The organism is Collinsella tanakaei YIT 12063 (assembly GCF_000225705.1).
Taxonomy (GTDB): domain Bacteria; phylum Actinomycetota; class Coriobacteriia; order Coriobacteriales; family Coriobacteriaceae; genus Collinsella; species Collinsella tanakaei.
The window spans coordinates 80,268-98,651 of record NZ_JH126474.1 but is presented as its reverse complement, the minus strand read 5'-3'; the positions used below and the strand labels follow the sequence as shown (position 1 = coordinate 98,651).

The window sequence follows — 18,384 nt, the reverse complement described above, 5'->3', positions numbered from 1 at the left end:
GGCGACTGCAGCGGCATCCGCCTGGGCCGCGGACGTGCTCAGCGCGCGCTCGGCGCTCGCGGCCTCGGCGGCCTCGCGGGCGGCAGCGGCGGCCTTGGCAGCCTTGGCTTCCTGTGCTGCCTTGAGTTTGGCAGCCTTCTCGCGGGCGGCGCGCTGCTCGGGCGAGATGATGGTCATGGGAGACTCCGCGGCCAAGTTGAAGAAGTGCCCGCCAAAGTCCAGCTTCATGTTGATGAAGCGCACGCCGTACAGGTCATGCGTCTCATTCTCGTACGAGAAGGCGGCGAAGTACATCTCCTGGATCGACGGCACCTTGTCACCCGGCTTCAACGGCACCACCAGGTTAAGCGCGTTCTCCATGGTCTCATCGTAGAAGGTGTAGAGCAGGTCGATGTTATCCTGCGAATCCTTCTCGGCGCACATCTGCACAAAGCGAATGCCGTCGTGCTTGAGCGTCTGCACGCGCGTCAGCAGGTCAGACAGCGGCGTCTCCACAAACGTAGTGGTATACATCTACACTCCCCTACTCTTTTGCACCGGACGCGGCGGCGTCTGTGCACGCATCGGCCGCGGCGTCGACCCCGTTGGCGGGAAGCCCCTGGCGCATGCGCTCGGCCTTCTCGTCCAGAATCTTCACGCCCTGCAGCACCGCGTCGATGATGGTCTCCGGGCGCGCGGCGCAACCCGGGGCGTACACGTCCACGGGAATCGCCTTGTCCACGCCGCCCAGCACGTTGTAGCACTCGCGGAACACGCCGCCGGTGCAGGCGCAGGCACCGCACGCCACAACCACCTTGGGCTCGAGCATCTGCTCGTAGATGTGCTTGACCACGTTGATATTCTGATGGTTCACAGACCCGGTCACCAAGAAGATGTCCGCGTGCTTGGGATTACCGGTGTTGATGATGCCAAAGCGCTCGATGTCATAGAGCGGCGTCAGCGAATCGAGCACCTCGATGTCGCAGCCGTTGCAGCTCGACCCGTCGTAATGGATCAGCCATGGCGATTTGGATGAGTAGCCCATAGTTGGCACCTCCTTTTAGATGTCTTCTTAGATAAACGGGGTGATAAGGACGTAGAACAGGTTGACCACGCCCATAACAAGCGCCACCAGCCAAGCGGACTTAAGGCACGCCTGCCACTTGACGCGAGCGAAGTTGTTGTCAATCCACACCTCGAAGAACCAGGTGAGCGCCACCACGGCAACCGCGACGGCGATGGAGACCGGAGAGTTCCAGATGAAGAACATGCCCACCCACATGAGGAACAGGATACTCTCGCACCAGTGCAGGACCTCGATCTTGGCCAGGGTGCGGCCGCTCATCTCCGTGGTAATACCCTTGACCAGCTCCTGGTGAGCATGGTGGCTATAGGACAGGTCGAACGGCGACTTGCGGAGCTTGATGGTAAGGATGAACAGCAGGCCTATAAAGATGGGCACCAGCGAGAGGATGATGGGCGCGTCCAGGCGCGTAAGCTGCGCGGTATCGAACGACTGCGTGGCGGTAAAGAAGCCCACCGTCATGATGAGCAGCATGGGCTCGTAGCTCATGACCTGCAGGCACTCGCGGTCGGCGCCGGTGTCCGCATAGGGGGAACGCGCGGAGTACGCGGCGATGATGACAAAGAGCGTGGCGAGCGTTACCAGGAACACGCACATAAGCAGGTTGGAGCCGCTGATGAACATGCCGCCGGCGATGGCGCAGAAGATGAGCGCGCAGGTGATGTACGCCTCATCGATGGCGTTGACGCTGGCCTGCTCCTTTTGCAGCAGCTTGCGAACATCGTAGTAGGGCTGCAGCAGACGCGGGCCCACGCGGCCCTGCATGCGCGCCGATACCTTGCGGTCAAGGCCGTCCAGCAGGCAGCCGGCAACGGGCGCCGCCACGGCGAAGACCACAATGCCCAGCAGAATGCCAGGCAGTCCCGGCCCCACCAACTGCACGGTGCGCTCCACAAAGAACGCTCCGCCAGCCAGGAAGGAGACATCGAAGATAAAGCATGCGGCAAAGCTCATGAGCATCAAGGCCGCGGTGATCACGGTGCCGGCGGGCGACAACTTGTCCTCGCCAAAGATATCCGTCATGTACCAGTTACGCTTGGACGAGGTCATAGTGCGGCCCATGGAGCCGTGGTACTGGCGACCGTCCGGATCCGTGCACGTGCCGCCCAGGTATACGGCGATGCGCTTCTTCTTGCTGTCGCGGCCCCACGGGGTGAGCAGGACGATGGCGATAAACAGGACGATGGCGACCATAATGACCAGGTTGTCCACGTCGATCAGGCGCGGCACCATCTGGAAGACCTCTTGCAGGTAGGGCCCAATCACGTATTGGGAGATCACCGGCAGCAACAAACAGCAGCCAATGAGCAAAGCGGAGATGGTTCCCACGGCAAACCACTCGGTGCGGTGCACGCCGCCTTCCGCGTTTTGCGCCTTCTGGGGCACGCCGGCCAGCTTGCCCAGCCACTTAGCCCAGAAGAAGAACGTGGCGGCAGAGCCAAACGCCAGAAAGATCAAGAAGATGACGTTACCGGTCTCCGCAAAGGAAACCAGCGTCGCCCACTTGGAGATGAGCATGCCAAACGGCGCGACGAACATGCCCATGATGCCCAACATCATCAGGCGGGTAAGACGCGGCAAGCGGGCGAAGAGCCCGTCCATGTCCTCGATGTTGCGGCTGCCGATGCGATGCTCGACCGTACCCACGCACAGGAACAGCAGCGACTTGGACACGGTATGGAAGATGATGAGGAAGATGGCCGCCCACACGGCCTCGGAGGTGCCCACGCCCGCGCACGCGGAGATAAGGCCCAGGTTGGCGATGGTGGAGTACGCCAGCACGCGCTTAGCGTTGCTCTGCGAGATGGCCATGAAGCTGCATAGCACAAAGGTGATGCCGCCCACGCCCACCACCATAAAGGACGCCACGGGATAGATAAGGTACAGCGGAGCCAGCTTGACCAGCAGGAACACGCCCGCCTTGACCATGGTGGACGAGTGCAGAAGCGCGCTGGTGGGAGTTGGCGCGACCATGGCGCCCAGCAGCCACTTGTGGAACGGCATCTGCGCCGCCTTGGTGAGGCCGGCGACGGAGAGGAGCATCAGCGGGATGATCATCGTCCACGAATCCACGCTCTGAGCGATGGCGGGCATAGCGTTGATGGACAGCGGCACGTGGATGGTGTGCAAGTAGATCACGGCGATGTGGAACGCCAGGCCGCCCACCATGTTGAGGTTGATCTGCAGCAGGGCGTTCTTCTTGGCCTCGGGCGTTTGCGTGTAGCCGATCATAAGGAACGAGCAGACCGTGGTGATCTCCCAGCCGGCGAGAATCCAGTCCATGTTGTCGGAGAGGACGATGACGAACATCGCGGATAGGAAGAGGAACATGAGCGCCAGGAACTTGTTGCGGCGATCCTGCGGCTCGCGGCCCTCGCGCGCTGCGGCCGCGTCCTCATGATGTTGGAAATCCTTCATGTAGCCCAGGGCGTACACGCAGATGACGCTGCCCACGATGCCGACGATGAGCACCATGATGACCGACAGGTTGTCGATGTACATGGGGGCCACGAATGCGTCCTCCGGCGCCATGGCCAAAGACCCGCACCAGATGGAAGCGACCATCTGCACCGCGCCGATCGCCATGGCGAACGGGTTGCGCCACCGCACCGCGTACACCAGCACCACCGCGCAAAGCAACAGGTCGATGGCGACCGCCACGTAGTTGCCCGCGAGCGACAAGCCCGGCGACATCACGAAAAACTGCGGGTTGTTCATATAGAGCACGCCCGTTGCGATAGCCGCAAGCGCCGTCGCGCCCGCGCCCGCGATCGCAACCGGATCGCGTTGGCTGTCCTGCTTGAGGAACAGCATGAGTGCCGCGACCACCAGCGGGACCGCGATCAATACGCCAAGCAAAGCCATAGGGACCCCTCAATCACCCAGTCTTTGAGCCATATCGATTTATGATACACCTGTGGAGGGATATCATTTGCCTATCTTTCCGCTTGGGTAGCAGTTTTTCGCCAAGCGGTAGCGCGCGTCCCCGGGCATGCCCCCGCGTGCGCTTCGCGGAGCACGGCGGGGGGCGGGGCCGGGGGCGACGATGGTGCAACGGCGGGCATGTGGGGCGGCAGGGTGCGACGCCGCAGCCGGGGAGGCGGCGCGGAAGGGGTTCATTTTCTTGAGAACGCCATTTGGACGTTTTTTCAGGGGCAGATCTTAAAAAAAGCGTCCAAATGGCGTTCTCATCAAATGGAGACCGCCCAAGACGGGCCGGCAAGGGGGGCTGAGACGATCAGGTCGAAGCTCTACTTATGCGTTGAACTTTTGTCCAGGGAATCGGCGGCGGTATCCGATGGATCCCCCTCGCTGAACAACCAGCCGGTAAACAACCCCACGAGCGGCATAATCCATCTGGCGAGCATTGGATAGGCTGCCGCCAGCAGCAGGAAAACAAGGATGTTGCCGCTCAGCAAGACAAAGACCATGGGCAGGGTGAAAATGACAATCGCGGCGCGACCTGCAGGGCTGGTCCACATATGGCGCAGATAGATGACGCCGGAGTGCCAGAGAAACGCAAGGATGAACATCGCCCAGCCGCTAAAGAGCGATAGGCCGATCGCCGCGAGCAAGCCGTCCGCCTCGATAACCGACGGGGTCACGTTGCCCCAATCGTCGACGCGGGGCTCCATGCAAAAGGACCAGCACGAGGCGAAACCTATGACGCCGAACGCAACATCGATGAGGCAACCGATCTTGCCGGCACCGCGCCTCAGCGACCTGCCGAAAGCGAAATCGAATTTTGTTGGTGCGCCCATATGTGACCTCATATTCTTTATCGTCCACGCCCACGGACAATAACCGCGCGCGTGGAGTGGCATGACTATCAGGCCGCCTCGCACTACCGTCTCGCCAGGAAACAGCACACGGATACGGCAAAACGCGCTGAAGGATAACGAGTCTCGATTGATTATTCGCAGAGTGTGAAGGCCGGGTCAACGGCGTTGGCACGGATTTTCGGCAGATGGGGACATCCTGCTAGCACGCTAGCCATTAAGTGGCTAGAAATCGGCAAAGCGCCATGGCGAGCCGCAGGGCTAAAAGGGGCGGCAGAATTTAACAAGGTCTCTGGAGGCGTTTTTAGTTAGTTATACCTAACTGTTTTGATAACTGAGCGATAACTGAAATGAATGCTTAACGCTAGGCGGTGTTTTATAAATTCGCAGGTAGATGGATTGTCTTTATTCTTTCAAGCAACGAAAGACCCTTTTTTGTGATTTGGAAGCAACTGAGAGGTCGCCCTTTAAAGCGCGGTCTAGGCGGACTGGAAGTGCACAGCAGCGGAAGGGGTAACGTAACAGAAGCATAAAAAAACGCGCCGGTCCGTACTCGAACCGACGCGTAGCGACAAGACTTTGGATAAGGGCCTTTAGCCTGCCATCAGGGACGACGCACGCTAGGCGCGGGCATCCTCGATGATCTTCTTGACAGTGGCCTGCAGCTCGGCAAGGTTCTCCTCGCTGGGGATCCACTGCTGGGTGATAACCGGCACGGGCAGGTTGAACTTAGCCTTCTCAAGCTCCTCGTACACCTGCTTGGGACCAAGCGGGGCCCAACCATAGGAGCCAAATGCCAGACCGATGCGCTGGTCGTTCTTGGGCGACAGGCCGCGCATGTAGGTGAGGAAGCTGGCGACGGTGGGCAGCATGTTGGAATTGAGGGTAGGCGAGCCAACGGCAACGTAGCGAGCATCGCACAGATCGGTCATGATATCGGAGATATGGGAGGCCTTGACGTCGATCAGCTTAGCGGAGATGCCCTCGGCGATGAAGGAATCGCAGATCTCGCGAGCCATCATCTCGGTGGAGTGCCACATGGAGTCAAAGACCACCACAGCCTTCTCCTCGGTCTGGTACGTGGTCCAAGCCTCGTACTTCTCCAGAATCTTGTCGATGTGGGAGCGCCAGATGCAGCCGTGGCTGGGGGCGATCATCTTGAGCTCGAGGCCCTTGACCGCCTCGAGCGCCTTGTGCGCCTGCATGCCGTACGGCCACACGATGTTGGCGTAGTACTTCTTGGCCTGCTTCATGATCTCGCACAGGTCGTTCTCGTCATCAAAGCGCTTGGTGGTGGCGTAGTGCTGACCAAAGGCGTCGTTGGAGAACAGAATCTGGTCGACGTCGGAATAGGTGACCATGTTGTCCGGCCAGTGGACCATGGGGGTGGTCACAAAGGTGAGGGTGCGCTCGCCGATGTTCAGGGTATCGCCGCTCTTGACGGGCGTTGCCTCGATGCCAAAGTGGGCCTTGACCTCGTTGACGCCGGCGCCAGCGCTAGCGTAAATCTGCGCGTTGGGAGCGATCTTGTGGATCACGGGCAGGGAGCCGGAGTGGTCCATCTCGACATGGTTGGTGATGACCACGTCGATCTTGGCGGGGTCGACAACCTGGGAGATGCGCTGGACCAGCTCGTTGGAGAAGGTCGCCTTGCAGGTGTCGATCAGCGTGATCTTCTCGTCCATGATCAGATACGCGTTGTAGGTGATGCCGGCTTCCGTGGTGTAGCCGTGGAACAGGCGCTCGTTCCAGTCGATGCCGCCAACCCACCAGACCTTGGGCGAAATCTCGATCGCATTCAGCATGTCGTTTCCTCTCTCATGCCTAAACTCAAGCCTAAACTCATGCCTTGGGGCAAAGGGCGCGCACGGGCGGCCCAAGCCGTTTGAACTGCACACATAATAGCACGTTGATATGGACGCGCTGATGGCTCCTCCATATGCTACTTACGCCATATCCATTTACCATGAATGCGGACGAGAAAGGGGCGGACCCACCAGGGCCCACCCCATCGCGTTGCGAAAACATCTAACGGGACGGCAACGCCATCCAAGCGGAGCGCGACCGGACCGTCCGCCCTGAAACCTAGCGACCCTGCGCGCGGGAGTGCTCGTAGAACTCGACCAGGCGCTTCTGCACGTCATAGGGCACCTGCTCGTAGCCGGCGGGCTCCATAGTGAAGTCGCCGGTGCCGCGGGTGAGCGAGCGCAGGCGGGTTGCGTAGTCGACCAGCTCGGCATAGGGCACGGTGGCGTTGACCACGGTGTCGCCCTGCTTGTTGGTGTCCATGCCGGTCACGCGGCCGCGGGAGGCGGATACGTCGCCCATCACTGCGCCGGCGTAGCTCTCCGGAATGGTGACCGTGATGTCCATCATGGGCTCAAGGATCACGGGATCGGCGTCCGCGCAGGCCTTCTTAAGACCGATGCGCGCGGCGGTACGGAACGCCATCTCGTTGGAGTCGACGGGGTGATAGGAACCGTCGTAGCAGGCGACGCGAATGCCCGTAAGCGGGTAGCCGGCGATGATGCCGTCCTTCATGGTCTCCTGGACGCCGCGATCGACTGCGGGGATCAGCGAGCGGGGAATGCGTCCGCCCACAACCTCGTCCACAAACTCATAGTCGGTACCGTCGACGAGCGGCTCGACGCGCAGGTAGCAATCGCCAAACTGGCCGGCGCCGCCGGTCTGCTTCTTGTGGCGACCCTGGGCGCTGGCGACGCGGCGGATGGTCTCGCGATACGGGATGCGGATGGGGACTATGTGGGCCTCGACCTTGGTGCGCTCCTCCAAGCGATTGAGCAGGACGGAAACCTGGGCCTCGCCCACGGCGGAGATGATGGTCTGGCCGGTCTCCTCGTCGCGGTCGATGCTCATGGTGGGATCGGCGTCGCACGCCTTCTCGATAAACGTGAAGAGCTTCTCCTCGTCCCCGCGGTTCTCCGCCTCGATGGCGATGCGGTACTGGGAGTTAGGGAACTTGAAGGCGGCGGCCTCCACCTTGCCGGAGACGGACAGGGTATCGCCGGTCTCCGCGTTCATCTTGGGAACGACAACAATATCGCCCGCGTAGGCGTGACCGACCTCGGTCATCTCGCGTCCGCACATAACGTAGAGGTGCGACATGCGGTCGCCCTTGCGGGTGCGGGCGTTGACCAGCTCCATGCCGGGCTCGATGGTGCCGGTGAGGACCTTGATAAAGGACAGTCGACCCTGGCCGGGGTCGTTCAAGGTCTTGAAGACAAAGACGACGGGGCGCTCGTCCTCAGAGGAGATCTTGAGCTTGTCGCCGTCGATAAGGGGCATCTCGCCGTAGTCGGTGGGCGCGGGGAAGTACGACGCGATGTCATCCATAAGGGAGTTGACGCCCTGCTCCTTGATGCAGCTGCCGGCAAAGACCGGGACGAAGATGCGCTCGGCGATCGCCTTGGAGAGCAATCCCTCGACCTCGTCCTGGGTCAGGGCCTCGCCCTCAAGGTACTTCTCCATCAGCTCGTCATCGGCCTCGGCGACCAGCTCGCACAGGGTCTCGTGCGCGGCCTCGGCCTGGGCGCGGTACTCCTCCGGAATCTCGGACTCGGTCTGCTTGGTGCCCTCGCACTGGCGGGCCTTCATGCGGACCAGGTCGATAATGCCGCGAAAGTCATCGCCCACGCCCCAAGGCAGGGTGACGGCGCCAAGACGCATGCCAAAGCGCTCGCGCAGGAGCTCCATGCACGCCTCGTAATCGGCGTTTTCCTTGTCGACGCGATTCACAAAGACGGCGCGCGCCAGGCGAAGGTCCTCTGCCGCGTACCAAAGCTTGACGGTAGTGGGCTGCGGGCCGGCGGCGGCGTCGACCACAAACAGGGCGCTTTCAGAAACGCTCATGGCCGCATAGGCGTCGCCGATGAAGTCGGGGTAGCAGGGGGCGTCCAAAACGTTGATGCGGACGTCTTTCCAGTCGATCGGCGCGATAGCGGTCGAGATTGAGAACTCGCGCTTGACCTCTTCAGCGTCGTAATCGAGGGTAGGCTTGGTGCCTGCGTGGCCGCCCAGACGGGCGGTCTTGCCAGAAAGGTGAAGCATGGCCTCCGCGAGCGAGGTCTTGCCCACCCCGCCTTGGCCTACGAGCACCACGTTCCTCACGTTGTCGGTCTTGGGCGCGCCCATAATAACCTCCCTTTCGCCCCGCGCGGCCGCACAAGTGCCCGCGCCAGAGCTGGTCGCGAACGTGCGTGGACGCGGGTGATGGGCGGCTCATGCGCGAGGCCGGGGTCGATTGGGTCTTTAGGGGCACCGGGTCGCCGTCCCCAAGCTCTCCGCGCACGGACGGCGCGTGGGCGGGTCGCCCTGCCGTACCGCGCGGAGCGGGTAAACGCGGACGTAAAGGCACCGCGCTGCCAAAAAGCCCAAAAGCCAAGGCCTCGAACGTGCGCCGCTTAACGCCGCGAGCGCACCGTCCTTTTGTCCTATGTGCCCCAGCCTACCCTTATGAGGGCGAGCGCAACCCGTACTTTCGCCAAGCGGTGCGCAGGACGGGCTCTGACGGAAAGCCCTAAGCGCCTTTCGCTAGACATGCATCATGCTGGGCAACCTTCAGCCAAGCTCATTTTGATGAGAAAAGTAGGCACTCTTTTCATCAATGAAGAGAGCGGGAGTGCCCTTGGTCGCAATCCCCCAGCTCGCAGACCAGGCTCAACAGCCTGCTTGCCCATAGCATGTCGCGCGCTCCAAGGATCGCCCGCGCGCGCCGCATGCTGGACCAAATAATGCGTTAGTGCGAAATAGGGGGTGTGCCAAATAATCGCTTAGTGCGGTTCAAATCGTGTCAAATAATGCGTTAGTGCGGTCCGGGCGAGAGATAGAAAGGGTACCTTATGAATAGGGCGTCCGCATCGCCCTAGCTAGAAGGATCGGGCGATGCTGCTCGATGTATAAGGCAGGTCCGTCAGACCGCCTTCAATCCGCACTAACGCACTTTTTGACATCCCTCCCCTTCCGCACTAAGACGTTATTTGGCACCTCTCCTCTCGCACCGCTTTAAAGTAGCTCGCACCTTGGTCATGAGGCGTATAACTCGCCCCGGTCAGCACACCCAGCACTGCACGCCGGGCAGCACCGTCATCCCCAGCGAGCGCTGCAAGGCAAACGAGGGCTCGTTCCCCAGCACCACCTGCCCCTGGGGCACGCGGCCCGCGGCGAGCATGCGCGCGATCGCCGCACCCTCCAGCTCACGGGCGTAGCCGCGCCGGCGATACCGTGCGAGAACCTCGAGCATGCCTATGGTCCCCTCATCATGCTCGCCAATAAATCCCACCAGGTCGCCAGCGGCATCGAAGCCTCCGTACACCCAGCCGTCCGCCAGGTGCCGCAGAATATCCTCTCTTGGCAGGCCATCGTACTGGGTGGCGACCGCATCCAGCCAGTCCACGCCCAAGCGCTCGATGCGAAGCGACCCCTGCACGGAAGGAGGCTCCGCGCCCTCGTACACGCACACCCGGTAGCGCGTGATCGATTCCTCCGCATAGCCGCACGCGACCGCGTGGTCGGCGTCCGCAAACATCACCACAGAATCGCCCAGCTCACGGGCCGCGCCAGCAAGCACGCGCCGTGCGGCGGCATCATCCGCCGCGACGTGCAGATAGTTTTGGGACGAGGGCAGGTAGAGCAACACGCCGTCCGCGGACACATGGTCCACGCGCGCACGGCCAAGCCGCAGCGACTCCGTCATGGACACCACCTCGCGCGGGTCCGTCCACGCGGCCAGCCGTTCAAGCGCCTCGCGTACCGCGGGCGCTGCGGGCATCCCGTTCTCGTCGCCCACGCAGCGCGCCGGCGAGCCGGCATCCACCCTACTCATCGCCCTCAGCGCCCTCGCCCTCTCCGGGCAACGCCACCTCGGTCATAAGATCGCTCATCATCTTGAGCAGGTCGCTTAGGCCGTCTAGCTGGTCGGGCGTGAGCCGCTCGCGAAGGCGGCCCATGACCGTGCGCATGTAGTCGCTGCTGATGTTGTAGTAGTCCAGGTATTTCTGGGTGGGCATAAGGTGGTACTCGCGGCCGTCCTCCTCGGACTGGACCTTTTCCACATACCCTTTGCGCACCAAGCTTGCGATCTTGTACGCCGCGTTGGACGAGGACACGCGCATGAAGTCGGCGAACTCCTTCACCGTGGGCGACCCCAGCGCATAGATCGCCTCCATGGCGAACGCCTCCACCGTGGTAAGGCTCGCCTCGCGATTTTGAAACCGCGCGAACGTCTCTTGGTAAAAGTGCAGCTTAAACTTTGAGTACACCACGGCGAACCGCTTCTCCAACTCGTTTTCTGCCATGATGCGCAACCTCGTTTCCGCTTCAACAACTCCCATCGCTTGCAAGGTTTCGCGCGCTACTCCGGCACGGGGCCAAGCGCCAGCGCAAGCTCAACGGTGGCAGCCACCTCATCGTCCACGCGGGCGACACCCTCCACAAAGGCGAAGTCACCGCGTACGCGCGTGATGCGGCTCTCAAGTGTAAGCACGTCGCCGGGGGTGACCTGGCGGCGGAAGCGCGCCTTGTTTACCGAGCCCAGAAAACCAATGCGACCGCTGTTCTGCGGAAGCGAGAGCATCGCCACGGCCGCAACCTGTGCAAGCGCCTCAATTATAAGCACGCCCGGCATTACGTGGCACTGCGGAAAATGCCCCATGAACGCGGGGTCGGCCACGCTGACGCACTTGATGCCGCGCGCCCACTCGCCCGCCTCCCCGTCCACGATGCGGTCGACCATGGCAAGCGGAAACCGATGCGGCAAAACGCTGGCGATCTGGTTGGAGTCGAGTTTGAGCATCTTAGCCCTCCCATTTCTTAAACAGCAGGCAGGCGTTGTGGCCGCCAAACCCCAGCGAGTTGGACAACGCGTAGCGCACAGGCATGCGGCGCGCGCCCTCCGTCACGTAATCAAGGTCGCAGGCGGGATCCGTCTCGCGGTAGTTGATGGTAGGCGGCACCATGCCGTCGCGCAGGACCTGGGCGCACAGCACGGCCTCCACCGCGCCCGCGGCTCCCAGCAGATGCCCGGTCATGGATTTGGTGGAGCTCACTGCTATCTCGTAGGCGCGCGGACCAAAAACCGTCTTGATGGCAGCGGTCTCGCAGCTATCGTTGAGCGAGGTGGAGGTGCCGTGCGCGTTGATGTAATCAACTTGATCGGGGGTCACGCCAGCATCGTCCAAAGCCTGCGCCATGGCGCGCGCACCGCCCTCGCCCTGTGGAGCGGGCGAGGTGATGTGATGGGCGTCGCATGTCACGCCGTAGCCCGCAACCTCCGCGATGATTCCGACGCCGCGCGCCCGGGCGTGCTCCAGCTCCTCCAGCACCAGCATGCCGGCACCCTCGCCCATAACAAACCCGCTGCGTCGGGCGTCAAAGGGAATGGAGGCGCAGGAGGGGTCGTCGCCCGCGTGCAGCGCGCGCATGGTGGTGAAGCCGCCCACGCTCAACGGCGTGATCGCTGCCTCCGTGCCTCCGGCGACCATAACCTCGGCGTAGCCGTCGCGAATATGGCGAAACGCATCGCCCACCGCGTTGGAGCCGCCGGCGCACGCAGCCACGGGACAGGTGCACATGCCTTGCAAGCCAAAGGCGATGGCGATGTTGCCGGCGGCCATATTGGAGATGCCCATGGGGATGTAGAAGGGCGAGCAGCGGTCGAAGCCGCGGGTCAAGCAGCGCGTCTGCTGGTTCTCGGTCTCTTCCACGCCGCCGATGCCGCTGGATACAGAGACGCCGGCGCGCGTGCGGTCCATGGCATCCAGATCAAGGCCGCTCGCCTCCACCGCCTCGCGCGCGGCGGCCAGGGCAAGCTGGGTAAAGCGCGCCAGGTGCTTGGACTCCTGCGCGCCCAGGGCGTCGGCCGCGCTCCAGTCTTTCACCTCTGCGGCCAGGTGCACCCTCTGCGCGCTCGCATCGTAGCGGGTGATGGGGCCGATGCCGCACGTTCCCCGCAGCGCCGCGGCCCACGTGTCCTCGGCGGAGTTGCCCAAGGGCGTGATGGCGCCCATGCCGGTGATGACTACCCTGCGTTTCATGGTTGTTCCCTTCTGCCCAGATCGCCTACATCGCCATGCCGCCGTCGACACAAAGCACCTGGCCGGTGATGTACGATGCTTCGTCCGATGCCAAAAACGCCACGGCGCGCGCCACGTCCTGCGGCGTCCCCGCGCGCCCCGCCGGAATGCCTGAGCACATGAAGTCCCTTGCCGCCTGCGGCATGGCCGCGGTCATATCCGTCTCGATAAAGCCCGGCGCCACGGCGTTGACCGTGATGCCGCGAGACGCCACCTCGCGCGCCAGCGACTTGGTCATACCGATGAGGCCCGCCTTGCTCGCCGCGTAGTTCACCTGGCCGGCGTTGCCGCGCAGGGCAACTACGCTGCTCAGGTTGATGATGCGGCCCCAGCGAGCGCGCATCATGGGGCGAAGTGCCTCGTGCGCGCACAGAAACGCGCCCGTGAGATTGGTCGCCACCACCTGTTCAAACTCGTCCGCCCCCATACGCGCCGCCAATTTGTCGCGGGTGATGCCGGCGTTGTTCACCAGCACGTCCACCCCGCCAAACGCCTCGCGCGCGGATGCGATCAGCCGCGACGCCGCTTGGGCGCTCGCCACATCCGCCTGCACGGCCACGGCGCCGGCGCCTGCCGCCTGGACCAGCTCCACGGTCTGCTGCGCCGCCTGCTTGTTGCCCGCAAAGGAGAACACCACGTTCATGCCGCGCGACGCCAGCTCAACGCAGATCGCTCGTCCAATGCCGCGGCTGCCACCGGTTACCACGGCTGTCCTAGCGCCGGTCGCCTTCATCTCATCAGCCATTGTTGGCTCCCTTCAACTGGACGAGGAGACCCTCCACGTCCTCGCACGTCTCAACCGCTATCGCGCGCATCTGCGGCGCGACCCGGCGCACCAGGCCGCTCAGCACGCGACCCGGACCAATCTCAACCACCGTGTCCACGCCCAGATGCGCCAGGCGCTCGATGGTCTCTTGCATGCGCACCGCGGTTTGCACCTGACGCTCGAGCAGCTCCGGTACCGTGTCGCGCGGGCCCATCTCGCGACCAAGGCAGTTGAACAGCACGGGAATACGCATGGGTCCAAGCTCCATGCCCGCCAACCGTTCACGGAGCTCGTCGCCCACAGGTGCCAGAAGCGAGGTATGGAAGGGGCCGCTCACCTTAAGCGGCACGCAACGGCGGGCGCCAGCGGCACACAGCAGCTCCACCGCGCACGCGACCGCCGAGGCATCGCCAGCGATCACGGTCTGGCCGGGGCAGTTGTAGTTGGAGACCTCTACCACCGCCGGCGCCGCCTGCTCCCCAGCCGCGGCCACGCAGCGCTCCACCTCCGTGCGGTCGAGCCCAAGAACGGAGACCATCGCCGTATCGCGCCCGGCGGCGGCGCGCTCCATGGCCGCCCCGCGAAACGCCGCGAGCTCCACCGCCTGCGCCCCATCGAACACGCCGGCGCAAGCCAGCGCGGAATACTCGCCCAGGCTGAGACCCGCCACATAATCCGGTCGCACGCCCAGGCCGTTGAGCACGCGCGCAAGGCCCACGGCAAACGCCACCATGCAGGGCTGGGTGAACTCGGTTTGGGCGAGCGTCGCCTCGTCCCCATCAAACATGAGCGCCTTCAGGTCAAAGGACAGCCGCGGCTCATCCAGCGCGGCGCGAAACTCCGGGTAGGCCTGGTACAGGTCGCGACCCATGCCCGCATGCTGCGAGCCCTGGCCGGCAAAGAGAAACGCGAGGCTCACCTACTCCCCCTCCTCGTCCACATGCGCGGCGGCCGCGGCACCGGCGGCTGGCGCGACACCGGCAGCAGGCCCGCAGGCAGCGGCGACGCCCGCGCCCGCAAGCTGCCCAAGCGATGCGCACACGCGGCAGCACTCGTCCACCATCTGCTGAAAGATCTCGCGGGCGGGACGAACGCCGTGTACCATGGCCGCCACCTGGCCCGCCATAAAACTGCCGCTATCTAAGTCGCCATCTGCCACCGCGCGGCGCAACGACCCCAACGTCATCGCCTCGAGCTCGTCACGCGAAGGATTGGCCTGCTCCAGCGCCAGGTACTCGCGGGCCATCTTGTTCTTGAGCACGCGCACCGGCGCGCCAGACGAGCGGCCCATCACCACGGTGTCGTTTGAGCCCGCCTTGATGACCAGCTGCTTGTAGTTGTCATGCACCGGGCACTCCTCGCTAGCCAGCAGGCAGGTGCCCACCTGCACGCCGCACGCGCCCAGGGCAAGGGCCGCCGCCATCTGGCGACCGTCTGCGATGCCGCCCGCCGCGATCACGGGCACGTCGACCGCGTCGACCACCTGCGGCACCAGCGCCATGGTGGTGGTCTCGCCCACGTGTCCGCCGCTCTCCGTTCCCTCCGCGATCACGCCGTCGATGCTATAACGCGCCAGGCGACGGGCCAGAACAGGCGCCGCCACCACGGGAAACACCTTGATGCCCGCCTCTTTCCAGGCGTCCATGTACTTGCCGGGGTTGCCGGCGCCGGTGGTCACCACGCTTACGCCCTCTTCCACCGCCACGCGGGCGAGCTCGTCGACGTGCGGGTTCATGAGCATGAGGTTCACGCCAACGGGCCGCGTAGTGAGCGCGCGGGCCTGGCGAATCTGCCGGCGCAGCGCGGGGGCGTCCATGCCGCCGGCTGCCACCAGACCCAGCGCTCCCGCGTTGGACATAGCCGCGGCGAACGCACCGGTGGCGACGTTGGCCATGCCGCCTTGGATGATGGGGAACTCGGTTCCCAGCAGCTCGTTGAGCTTCATTGCTATCTCCATTCGTCTAAGCAAGCTCTATCAAGGCGCCCGCCCATGTAAGGCCAGCGCCAAACCCCAGGCACATCGCGCGCTGGCCACCCGCCAGCTCGCCGGAACGCACCAGCTGATCAAGCAGCAGAGGCACGCTGGCGGCAGACGTGTTGCCCACGTCCGCGATGTTGCCCCGGCACCTGGCGGGATCCGCTCCCAGCTTTTTGACAACAACGTCGATGATACGCTGGTTTGCCTGGTGGAACACATAGCGGTCCACCTGGTCGACGGCCAGGCCCGCGCGGTCAAGCACCTCTTGCGCGCACGCCGGCAGAACGCTGGTGGCGAAGCGAAAGACCGCTCGTCCATCCATATGCAGGTAAGAAGGCGCGGACGAGGACACGCCCGGTACCCACAGCGACTCCGCGTCGCCGCGCGACCCCCACACGCAGCCGAGCGAGGGAGCATCTTCCTGATAGCGCAGCACCGCCGCACCGGCGCCGTCGCCAAAGAGCACGCAGGTGGTACGGTCGGTAAAATCAAGCACGCGGCTCAAGGCCTCCGCACCAACAACCAGCGCATAGGGAGAGCGCGCCGTGGGCAGCAGGCACTGGGCAACGTGCATGCCGTAAACAAAGCCCGCGCACGCCGCATTGATATCTAGGCAAAACGCGTCTTGCGGCAGGCCCAGATCCGCCTGCAGGCGACACGCTACGGACGGCGTTGCCGTCTGCGCGGTAAACGTGGCCACCAGGCACACGCCCGCCTGCTGCGGATCGATCCCCGCAGCGTCCAGCGCGCGACGGGCCGCGGTCGCCGCCAGATCAAAATGACCGTCGAGCGAATCCTCGTCCAAAAACCGGCGCTCGCGAATACCTGTGCGCTCAGAAATCCACTCATCAGAAGTGTCGACCATGCGCGCCATGTCATCGTTGGTGACCCTGCGCGCGGGCAGCGCCGACCCCGTGCCCACCAGCTTGACGCCGCTCATACGCGCCCCCTTCTCACCGCGGACGAGCCCATGGCGCGAAACCGCTCCGCGCGCTCGCGAGCCACAGCCGCAGCGCCCTTCTTCTCAAACGCCGCCAGCTCGCGCGTCAACACCGCGTCCAGCGTCTGCATAAGCGCCTGGGGGTTGAGATGCGCGCCACCGGCGGGCTCGGGTATCACGCCATCGACTACGCCCAGCTCAAGCAGATCGGCGGCGGTAAGCTTCATGACCTCGCACGCCTCATCCGCGCGCGAGGCGTCCTTCCACAGAATGCTCGCGAACCCCTCCGGTGACAGCACGGAATACACCGCGTTTTCCAGCATGAGCACGCGATTGCCCACCGCCAGCGCCAGAGCGCCGCCGCTGCCGCCCTCGCCCATGACCACGCTGATCACGGGCACGCGCAGACCGCTCATCACGCTGATGGTGCGGGCGATGGCCTCGCCCTGGCCGCGCGCCTCCGCCTCTAGACCGGGGTAGGCGCCCGGGGTATCGACAAACGTCAGCACCGGGCGGGCGAACTTCTCTGCATCGAGCATGACTCGCTTGGCCTTGCGATAGCCCTCCGGCGTCGCCATGCCAAAATTGAAGCGCACGCGGTCCTCCACCGTGGACCCCTTGCGGTTGCCCAAGACCGTGACGGGACGGCCGTGGAACAGGGCGATGCCTCCCATGATGCTGGGGTCGTCCGCGCACAGGCGGTCGCCGCGCTGCTCGAAAAAGTCCTCGAATAGGGCATCGACCACTTCGGCCACCCCCGGGCGCTGTGGTTCTCGGGCAAGCGCCACGCGCTGTGCGGCCGTGAGGGGCGCGCCCGGCTGCATCGCGGGCTCGACATTCTCGCTATCCAACGCGTTCAACCTCCCTTCCGTACAGTGCCAGCAGACGCGCCAGCGTCGCCCTCATGCGGGCGCGGGGCACCACCTGGTCAATAAAGCCGTGCTCTAGCAGGTACTCCGCCGTTTGAAAGCCATCGGGCAACTTCTCGCCAATGGTCTGCTCGATCACGCGCGGCCCGGCAAAACCAATGAGCGCGCCGGGCTCCGCCAGCGTCACATCGCCCAAACTTGCAAAGCTCGCCGTGACGCCACCCGTGGTGGGATTGGTCATAACAGAGATGAACAGCCCGCCGCGCTGGGAAAACTCGCGCAGCGCAACCGTGGTCTTGGCCATCTGCATCAGCGAGACGGCGCCCTCTTGCATGCGCGCCCCACCGCTTGCGCAAAAGACCACCAGCGGCAGGCGCCCCTTGGCGGCGCGCTCAACCAGCCGGACAAGCTTCTCGCCCACCGCAGCACCCATGCTGGCCATCAAAAAGCGCGTATCCATCGCCGCTATGGCGACCTTGCATCCACCAATGCGCGCCGTGCCCGCTACCAGCGCATCTGCCAGGTGCGTCTTTCGCGAAAGCCCGCGAACCTTGTCCACGTACCCGGGAAACTCCAGCGGATCCGTAGTCGCCAGGGCTCGGTCTGTCTCTTTAAACGAGCCCGTATCCACCACCAGCGCGATGCGCTCGCGAGCGGCCAGGGCAAAGTGGTGGCCGCAATAAGGGCACACCAGCCGGTTCTGCGCAAGATCCGCCGCCGCTATATCGCGCGAGCATGCAGGGCAGGCGGTGGACGATGACAAGGACGGCGCCCCGCCCGCAACAGCGCCCGACGGCCCCGCGGCGAGCTCGGCCATACCGCGCGCCGGAATGCCCCGACGGAGCCCCTTTAAGGCCACCATCCTGCGACGGCGCTCCTCCAAAAAGCCAGCCATGCGC

The 18,384-nt window shown here is 63.9% G+C and carries 16 protein-coding genes; all 16 read right to left on the bottom strand.

Translation table 11 applies throughout. The features are described 5' to 3' along the window. Positions 1-513, bottom strand: a 513-nt coding sequence (locus HMPREF9452_RS10310; RefSeq protein WP_009142076.1) for an NADH-quinone oxidoreductase subunit C, incomplete at its 3' end; no start/stop codon positions are given. A 10-nt stretch (positions 514-523) separates the two neighbouring features. Beyond that, positions 524-1,024 (bottom strand): NADH-quinone oxidoreductase subunit B family protein, encoded by a 501-nt coding sequence (locus HMPREF9452_RS10305; protein WP_009142075.1) that lies wholly within the window; start codon positions 1,022-1,024, stop codon positions 524-526. 27 nt (positions 1,025-1,051) lie between these two features. Continuing rightward, positions 1,052-3,928 (bottom strand): proton-conducting transporter transmembrane domain-containing protein, encoded by a 2,877-nt coding sequence (locus tag HMPREF9452_RS10300; protein ID WP_009142074.1) that lies wholly within the window; start codon positions 3,926-3,928, stop codon positions 1,052-1,054. A gap of 386 nt (positions 3,929-4,314) precedes the next feature. Further along, the gene (locus HMPREF9452_RS10295; RefSeq protein WP_009142073.1) at positions 4,315-4,824 is read right to left on the bottom strand and encodes a hypothetical protein; all 510 of its coding nucleotides are present in this window, start codon (positions 4,822-4,824) and stop codon (positions 4,315-4,317) included. 638 nt (positions 4,825-5,462) lie between these two features. Next, complete coding sequence (locus HMPREF9452_RS10290) at positions 5,463-6,647, bottom strand: FprA family A-type flavoprotein (protein WP_009142072.1); 1,185 nt, start codon at positions 6,645-6,647, stop codon at positions 5,463-5,465. Positions 6,648-6,927: 280 nt separating this feature from the next. After that, a complete protein-coding gene (locus tag HMPREF9452_RS10285; protein ID WP_009142071.1) occupies positions 6,928-8,994 on the bottom strand; it encodes an elongation factor G in 2,067 nt (688 codons plus the stop codon). Positions 8,995-9,910: 916 nt separating this feature from the next. Further along, a complete protein-coding gene (locus HMPREF9452_RS11450; protein WP_009142070.1) occupies positions 9,911-10,684 on the bottom strand; it encodes a GNAT family N-acetyltransferase in 774 nt (257 codons plus the stop codon). Further along, complete coding sequence (locus HMPREF9452_RS10275; RefSeq protein WP_009142069.1) at positions 10,677-11,156, bottom strand: MarR family winged helix-turn-helix transcriptional regulator; 480 nt, start codon at positions 11,154-11,156, stop codon at positions 10,677-10,679. The genes HMPREF9452_RS11450 and HMPREF9452_RS10275 overlap by 8 nt, the downstream gene beginning before the upstream one ends. Positions 11,157-11,212: 56 nt before the next feature. Next, positions 11,213-11,653: a 3-hydroxyacyl-ACP dehydratase FabZ gene (gene fabZ, locus HMPREF9452_RS10270; protein WP_009142068.1), complete on the bottom strand. Its 441-nt coding sequence runs from the start codon at positions 11,651-11,653 to the stop codon at positions 11,213-11,215. 1 nt (position 11,654) lies between these two features. Further along, positions 11,655-12,893, bottom strand: coding sequence for a beta-ketoacyl-ACP synthase II (gene fabF / locus HMPREF9452_RS10265; protein WP_009142067.1), 1,239 nt, complete (start codon positions 12,891-12,893; stop codon positions 11,655-11,657). A gap of 25 nt (positions 12,894-12,918) precedes the next feature. Next, positions 12,919-13,677, bottom strand: coding sequence for a 3-oxoacyl-[acyl-carrier-protein] reductase (gene fabG / locus HMPREF9452_RS10260; RefSeq protein WP_009142066.1), 759 nt, complete (start codon positions 13,675-13,677; stop codon positions 12,919-12,921). Further along, entirely contained in the window at positions 13,670-14,617 is a 948-nt protein-coding gene (locus HMPREF9452_RS10255) for an ACP S-malonyltransferase (RefSeq protein WP_009142065.1), read from the bottom strand. Before HMPREF9452_RS10255 ends, fabG begins: the two co-directional genes overlap by 8 nt. After that, entirely contained in the window at positions 14,618-15,643 is a 1,026-nt protein-coding gene (locus HMPREF9452_RS10250; protein WP_009142064.1) for a nitronate monooxygenase, read from the bottom strand. 16 nt (positions 15,644-15,659) lie between these two features. Beyond that, positions 15,660-16,616, bottom strand: coding sequence for a beta-ketoacyl-ACP synthase III (locus HMPREF9452_RS10245; protein WP_009142063.1), 957 nt, complete (start codon positions 16,614-16,616; stop codon positions 15,660-15,662). Beyond that, positions 16,613-17,467 (bottom strand): acetyl-CoA carboxylase carboxyltransferase subunit alpha, encoded by an 855-nt coding sequence (locus HMPREF9452_RS10240; protein WP_009142062.1) that lies wholly within the window; start codon positions 17,465-17,467, stop codon positions 16,613-16,615. Before HMPREF9452_RS10240 ends, HMPREF9452_RS10245 begins: the two co-directional genes overlap by 4 nt. Next, on the bottom strand, positions 17,460-18,380 hold the full coding sequence (gene accD / locus HMPREF9452_RS10235) for an acetyl-CoA carboxylase, carboxyltransferase subunit beta (RefSeq protein WP_009142061.1): 921 nt from the start codon (positions 18,378-18,380) through the stop codon (positions 17,460-17,462). Before accD ends, HMPREF9452_RS10240 begins: the two co-directional genes overlap by 8 nt. Between the last annotated feature and the right edge of the window lie 4 nt (positions 18,381-18,384).